The sequence below is a fragment of the Hyphomonas sp. genome (assembly GCF_040882205.1).
GTDB lineage: Bacteria > Pseudomonadota > Alphaproteobacteria > Caulobacterales > Hyphomonadaceae > Hyphomonas.
This window is the reverse complement of record NZ_JBBEBT010000095.1, coordinates 1-6,188: the sequence shown is the minus strand read 5'-3', so window position 1 is coordinate 6,188 and position 6,188 is coordinate 1. Positions and strand designations below refer to the sequence as shown.

The 6,188-nt window shown below is 60.6% G+C and carries 11 protein-coding genes; 8 read left to right on the top strand and 3 right to left on the bottom strand.

The features are described 5' to 3' along the window. Positions 1–196 precede the first annotated feature (196 nt). Both WEA77_RS04055 and WEA77_RS04050 read right to left on the bottom strand, forming a co-directional pair. Positions 197–529 (bottom strand): hypothetical protein, encoded by a 333-nt coding sequence (locus WEA77_RS04055; RefSeq protein WP_368066581.1) that lies wholly within the window; start codon positions 527–529, stop codon positions 197–199. A gap of 80 nt (positions 530–609) precedes the next feature. Beyond that, positions 610–897 carry a hypothetical protein gene (locus WEA77_RS04050; RefSeq protein WP_368066580.1) on the bottom strand — a complete coding sequence of 96 codons (288 nt, stop codon included), beginning with the start codon at positions 895–897 and terminating at the stop codon, positions 610–612. A 182-nt stretch (positions 898–1,079) separates the two neighbouring features. Between WEA77_RS04050 and WEA77_RS04045 the strand changes: the two genes are divergently transcribed. Then, the gene (locus WEA77_RS04045) at positions 1,080–1,292 is read left to right on the top strand and encodes a DUF2805 domain-containing protein (RefSeq protein WP_368066579.1); all 213 of its coding nucleotides are present in this window, start codon (positions 1,080–1,082) and stop codon (positions 1,290–1,292) included. A gap of 23 nt (positions 1,293–1,315) precedes the next feature. Beyond that, complete coding sequence (locus tag WEA77_RS04040; RefSeq protein ID WP_368066578.1) at positions 1,316–1,858, top strand: pyridoxamine 5'-phosphate oxidase family protein; 543 nt, start codon at positions 1,316–1,318, stop codon at positions 1,856–1,858. Between the two features lie 44 nt (positions 1,859–1,902). Here WEA77_RS04040 and WEA77_RS04035 read toward each other — a convergent pair whose 3' ends face one another. Further along, positions 1,903–2,118: a hypothetical protein gene (locus WEA77_RS04035; RefSeq protein WP_368066582.1), complete on the bottom strand. Its 216-nt coding sequence runs from the start codon at positions 2,116–2,118 to the stop codon at positions 1,903–1,905. 419 nt (positions 2,119–2,537) lie between these two features. Between WEA77_RS04035 and WEA77_RS04030 the strand changes: the two genes are divergently transcribed. From WEA77_RS04030 to WEA77_RS04005, 6 genes are all read left to right on the top strand, one after another. Further along, a complete protein-coding gene (locus tag WEA77_RS04030) occupies positions 2,538–2,720 on the top strand; it encodes a hypothetical protein (protein ID WP_368066577.1) in 183 nt (60 codons plus the stop codon). Between the two features lie 110 nt (positions 2,721–2,830). Next, complete coding sequence (locus WEA77_RS04025) at positions 2,831–3,574, top strand: tetratricopeptide repeat protein (RefSeq protein ID WP_368066576.1); 744 nt, start codon at positions 2,831–2,833, stop codon at positions 3,572–3,574. Continuing rightward, positions 3,564–4,373, top strand: a complete 810-nt coding sequence (locus WEA77_RS04020) for an isoprenylcysteine carboxylmethyltransferase family protein (protein ID WP_368066575.1) — start codon at positions 3,564–3,566, stop codon at positions 4,371–4,373. Before WEA77_RS04025 ends, WEA77_RS04020 begins: the two co-directional genes overlap by 11 nt. After that, positions 4,363–5,067 (top strand): bifunctional 2-polyprenyl-6-hydroxyphenol methylase/3-demethylubiquinol 3-O-methyltransferase UbiG, encoded by a 705-nt coding sequence (ubiG, locus tag WEA77_RS04015; protein WP_368066574.1) that lies wholly within the window; start codon positions 4,363–4,365, stop codon positions 5,065–5,067. The genes WEA77_RS04020 and ubiG overlap by 11 nt, the downstream gene beginning before the upstream one ends. Beyond that, positions 5,064–5,465, top strand: a complete 402-nt coding sequence (locus WEA77_RS04010) for a DUF4149 domain-containing protein (RefSeq protein ID WP_368066573.1) — start codon at positions 5,064–5,066, stop codon at positions 5,463–5,465. Before ubiG ends, WEA77_RS04010 begins: the two co-directional genes overlap by 4 nt. Before the next feature lie 249 nt (positions 5,466–5,714). Continuing rightward, positions 5,715–6,110 carry a dihydroneopterin aldolase gene (locus tag WEA77_RS04005; RefSeq protein WP_368066572.1) on the top strand — a complete coding sequence of 132 codons (396 nt, stop codon included), beginning with the start codon at positions 5,715–5,717 and terminating at the stop codon, positions 6,108–6,110. Positions 6,111–6,188: the final 78 nt, after the last annotated feature.

Sequence of the window (6,188 nt, the reverse complement as noted above, 5' to 3'; positions counted from 1 at the left end):
ATCTCTCCTGTCCCCAAAGACCGTAGTGGGTACAAAGGCGCAATATCACTGGATCCAGACTTAGATCGGACTGGTTCGCCAGCTCTTGGTTTACCCGAAATCGAAGACCCGGTTCGCCATGACGGGCTCTCTCGCCCGTCGTCTAACGCGTCGACGATCTAAAGAGGTTGTGGTGAAGCCTACGGTCTGTTCCATGCTAATCGGCTTCCTGCTTTTCGCGCCTGTACCATAGCCCTCGAACCAACAGGCCAGCCGTCACGAAATCCGCAATGATGATGCCGACCAAGACGGATGCAGGCGCCATCAACGGCCCCCCGAATTCGATAAATGTGCCGACGATCCCTCCGATCATACAAACGAGTGTCACCCATGCGACCCAGGCCATGTCCCGCAAAAGGCCGACGGAAAGCAGGCTGTATAGGCCTGCCGGGAAGAGGAGAAACAAACTCTCAGATGCGAACCCTACCAAGGTAAATCCCAGCACATGCAGAATGGCGCTCATGAACAGTGGAATTATCGCATAGCGCATTTTGCAGCCTCGTTGTCCCTCCGCCGGCAGACGTGCGGCGCAAAAAAGAACTTCTCCCCGGTGACCGGCCGGCTAAAGACTCACTCATGTTCGCCGTCAGCGCGGCGGCCCATATTGGATCTGAAAACACCGGGCTTAAATGTCGCCACCGTGTAAGTCGCAACCGTAATCGCAGCGGCGCCGATTAGAACAATATGCCCTACGATGCTGGCCGCGAGTATCGTGTAGCTACCGATCGACACCGTAGAAGCCACGGCCCACATGAACCCGAGCGCCTGCAGCACGTAGTGCCTTGTCGAGACATCTGGAATATGTCGGAGAGGGCTGACTTCAGCGTTGAAAACGTAGTTCCATGCCAGAACAATCATCCGTCTCATATACTAGTACGCACGAGGTTGTGCGTTCCTTTTTACCAAGTCGCCAATAAGGCCCGCTGGCTAGTCGGCTGCGTCGAAAAAAGCAATGACCTGAGGGCGCTTTGACTTCTAACGGTTTCGGAACACCTACTCGAAGATACGAGCAGCCCTCAGGAAGCGAGGCCCCAATCAACATGTCCAAACGGACGCTGGACGTCGCAACCGAAAGCGAAATCATTGAGATGGCGCTGAGCGATCACGTGAGCTTTTCACAGATACGGGCTGTGCACGGCTTGGGCCCTGACCAGGTAAAGGCTCTGATGCGGCTGCGCCTCAAGCCTGGCAGCTACCGGGCCTGGCGCGCACGCGTGCGCAAATTTGCTGACCGCCGCGAAGTCTACAAGTGAGCCGTGACCCTCATCCCTGGGCCATGAGCCTCGCGTCGCTGCATGAGCAAGTCTGGAACGGCCTCGTCCGCGGGGTGCATGACCGCCGCGCGCCCGCACGCCATCCAACGCTTGCTACCGTAACCTGCGACGGCCTTCCAAGCGTTCGCACGGTTGTGCTTCGCAGTGTGGACCGGCCAAGTGCATGCCTCGACATCCACACAGACGTCCATTCAGCAAAGGTGTCGGGACTTCGCGCGCGGCCCCACGCGGCGCTGCACGTCTGGGATCAATCTGCTCATCTGCAAGTGCGGTTGGATGCAGCCGTGGCCATTCTTTCAGGTGCGGAGGTTGCGGAAACTTGGGCGCGCGTTCCAATGGCGTCTCGAACAAGCTATGGCAGTATTCCAGGTCCTGGACAGCCAATTGAAAGTGCCCTCGCCTATACGAAGACCAGTGATCCTGACGCGTTCGCGGTTTTGCGCCTTCAAGTGCTCATGATTGATATCCTGCATCTCGGACCAGATCACAGGCGCGCCCGGTTCGACCGGAGCAATGGTTGGCAGGGGCAATGGCTCGCGCCATGACGCGCTAAGCGGGTAGTGCCTGAGCGTCCCGTCTGGCAAGAAAGTTACTGGCTGCTCTCTTCACCGCTTAGAACCACGCCGCGCATGGCAGGCTCGAACTTAATCAGCTGCTGCGTTAGAAGCGTTTTGTATCGTCTTTGACGCCGGCGCGCCTTCGCACCGGAGGCTCGCCTGTCAGCACGCTTGTCCTCGACGAGATCTTCGAGGTCGGCAGCCGATGAAATGTTTCGGGCGTCGGAGGGAGACGTTCTTTTTGTCATCAGCAAGATTTAAGCCGGCTCCGTTGGTCGCCAAGAGCGGGGCAGGCTTCGTTCGAGCCATGACCCTTTCTGTCCCGAGCGAACAACATCGCTGTCTCGTGTTCCAAGTTTCGGTGAAATCTTGGATCGAGTTCCTTGGCATCGTGTGCCGTTCGCGAGCGGCCGGAAAGGGCCAGGTGGGCTGTGCTCGGCATTATCGGCGACCGGCAAAGTCAATCCAATCATACCGCTCACCAGCGCCGCCAGCACCGGGCCGGACTCCGCCGAGAGCACCTGTGTATGAAGGATGTCGCGCTGCATGAGCAAGCTGTGGCGGCGCCGCCATCTTAGTTGGACGATTAGATTGCGGCGCTCTGACGCGCCAGGCAATCTGCGCCCGGTCCACTTGCGTAAAAAGCGTAAAACCGAGGGCAAACACAATGAGTGAAAACTACTCGAAGCGCTTGCTGGCCAGCATGTACATGCAGCAAGCTAGGATGTTGCATGAAGAGGGCTACCGGAAGGCTGCCAGAGACCTGCTGGTAAAGGCTGTGGCGATGCGGTTCCTGCCGGGGACCACCCTCCAGCCGGCGCTGACACCGGCGCGTGTGCGCCGCAGCTGAATTGATCAGATTTATTCATCAGACGACCGGCGCGCAACAGACGCGCTGGGCATTCAAATACCTCGGCTTGCCTCCCTTGGCGTCCAGCGGACAGTAGGTAACTCGCGCTCATGAACGACCCACACAAGCTCTTCGAGCGTGCTCACCACTTACTTGAGCAAACAAGTGGCGGGGACCGGCTAGATGCGGCGGCCAGGCTTCTGAGGGAGGCGGCCGACCGCGGCCACTCGGGCGCTGCGAACAATCTTGGCGTGCTGCTCCAGCATGGCCGCGGAACGCTGGCCGATCTGCAGGATGCGCGGTCCTATTATGCGATGGCTGCTGACGCAGGGTTGCCTGCAGCCCAGTTCAATCTTGGCTTCATGTATCTGAACGGGCTTGGAGGCGATCAGGATCCGGCGATAGCGAGGCAACTGTTCGAACTGGCCGCAGCTGGAGAGGATATAGATGCCCTCTCGCATCTGGGACGGATGGCCATGCTCGGATACGGCGGGGCGCAGGACCCCGAGGCAGCAAGGGCCTATTGGGAAACGGGCGCGGCCCTCGGTGACAACCGCTGTGCCTTCAATCTCGGGGTCGCAGCGGCTGGCGGACATGGCGCACCTCCCGATTTTGTGCGTGCTCATGGCTGGTTCCGCCGGGCAGAGACGCTCGGCAATCCGGGCGCCGCGGCCGAACTGCGAAAACTCGATGCCGTCATGGACGAAACCGAGCGATCCCAAGTGATGGCTGATCAGGCTGGAGAACACCAACGATCGGCCGGCTACCGCGACAAGCCGGGGCGTAATCTCGCCGGACTGGACACAGGCCAGCGTCTGTCCCGCGATCTCCTCGGAGGCTCTGATGCGGGATGATCCGCGTACTCTCGGGCTGACCCGGTTGCTCAATGGCGCGCTGCACCCTGCACGAGGACTGGGGCGCAAGACGCTCGCGCTAGTTATGGGCGCGCTTTGCCACGTGCTGTTTGCTGCGGCGGTCGCGGCGATGATCGCGGCCATGTTCTTCGGCTTAAGCGAGAGTTTTGGCCGGGTGGCCTGGCCCTGGGCGGCACTGGCCAATGCCGCGCTGATCCTACAGTTCCCATTGGCGCACTCGGCCCTGCTATCGCCGCGAGGTTCACGCCTATTAGCGCGGCTCATTCCTGGGCAGCACGGCGGCACGCTGGCGACAACGACCTATGCCGTGATCGCCTCGGCACAGCTGATTGCGCTATTTGCGCTCTGGACTCCCTCGGGCATTGTCTGGTGGCGAGCAGAGGGCGCGGCCTTCTGGGCCCTCTGCACGGCCTACACGGCGTCCTGGCTGCTGCTGATCAAGGCCAGTTTCGATGCGGGGGCCGAAGTGCAATCTGGCGCGCTGGGCTGGATGTCGCTGTTCGCCGGGCGCAAACCCGTATTCCCAGACATGCCCGTACTGGGACTGTTCGCCGTGATCCGCCAACCGATTTACGCCGCCTTTGCGCTGACGCTCTGGACGATGCCGGTCTGGACACCCGACCAGTTGGCGCTGTCGGTGAGCTATACCGCCTATTGTCTTTTCGCCCCGCGCCTGAAGGAACGCCGGTTCGCCGCGCGCTATGGCGACCGCTTTGCGCATTACCGAGCAAGCGTGCCCTATGTCATCCCCAAACCGCGAGGCCAAGATGCGCAATGACCTGACCCTTTATGACGAGGTAGCCGACCAGTGGTGGTCAGACGAAATCCGCTGGGTACGGACCTTGAAAAACCTTGTGCCGGGGCGGCTGTCATGGTTCGACGACCAGATCGACTGGGCCGGCAAGGATGTGCTGGACCTCGGCTGCGCAGGCGGCTTCATGGCTGAGGCGCTGGCCGATCGCGGCGCGCAAGTAACAGGCATTGACCCGGCCGAGAAGGCGATCGCTATTGCCCGTGCACATGCCCGCGCCACGAACCGCGACATAGACTATGATACCGGCGTTGGCGAAGCGCTGCCTTATCCTGAAGCGGTTTTTGACGCTGTAGTCTGCGTGGATGTTCTGGAGCATGTCAGCGACCTCGACCAGGTTTTGGCCGAAGTGGCCCGCGTCCTGCGCCCCGGCGGGCTGTTTCTGTTCGATACGATCAACCGCACTCCGCTGGCGCGGCTCGCAACGATCACCATCGCCGAAGATATCTTAGGCTTGCTCCCGCGCGGTACGCATGACCCGGCGCTGTATATCACGCCGGCCGAGCTGCGCGCTGGGCTGACCCGCGCTGGTCTGGCGCCGGGGCCGATGACCGGGCTTGGTCCGCGCGGTATCACCAAGCGGGGCGACCCCACCTTCGGGCGTCTGCCGCTCAAAGCCATTCTCTATATGGGCACGGCCCGCAAACCGGAGTCCACATGATCACCACGCTTGCCCTATTGACCACCGCTCTGCTCTTTGGCGGCATGGTGCTCTATTCCTTCGGATTTGCCGCTTTCCTCTTCACAGCGCTGCCGGCTGAAACGGCGGGGCCCACCATCCGGCGGGCCTTTCCGCATTTTTATCTTTTTGTCATGGCCGTGGCGGCCCTTTCGGCTCTCTTAACCTGGCCGCATGACCCATTCAGCGCGGGCCTGCTGGCCGCGGTGGCCCTGACCACACTGCCGACGCGTCAGATACTTATGCCCGCGATAAACCAGGCGACCGATACCGGGGCAAAGGCTCGCTTCCAATGGCTGCACGGCGCCTCGGTCCTCATAACACTGACCCACATTGCGATCACTGGGTGGGCGCTTGTGCGGTTCCTATCGTTCGGCTGAAAATCGAATTGGCTTCGACGCCAGGCAGCTCCGCAATGCTGGTGCTGTTGGAGAGGTTGCCTGTTTAAGTATGCTGGGAACCACGAGGCTGCGATCTGATTTTCGTCGACCGGCAGGGTCACTTCAGTCTTGTCATCGGGATGCCGGTCAGCCGCTTGCCCGCCGCCGTTCTGGACTTTGAAGAGTGAGTATAGCCGTTTTGAGTTTCCAGGCGGTGTCGAACCGAAACCCCGTGAAGGAGCCGTAACCGTGCCAGCCTACAGCTATGTCGAGTTAAAAGACCTGCAGATACCGGCGATGATCGGAACCTACGGTCCGCAGGATGTCGTGCCGGATGCCCATCTGCTTGATCTGACCCTGACTGTCGCCTCGCATCTGGTCATGATCGCACGCGATGAGATGGCGCTTGTTTTCGACTATGATCCGCTGATCCGGCAAATCGAAGCTCTGGCGCGCGCCGACCATTACGAAACCCAGGAACGGTTGATGACACGCATTGCAGAGGCCTGCGCGGGTTATCCGCAGATCGAGGCGCTGGACATCTGCCTGCGCAAGCGGCCGGTGTTGCCCGGAACCGGCACGCTGGTTTTGCGCTTGGTTGTCGATGCCAAGATGATGGCCGGGTTGCGCACAGCCGTGACCTGATCTGCTCGTAATTGATCAGGCTGGAGAGCACCAACCATGACCGAGACAATATGCCTGAGGCGCGTCAACGGTAATTCG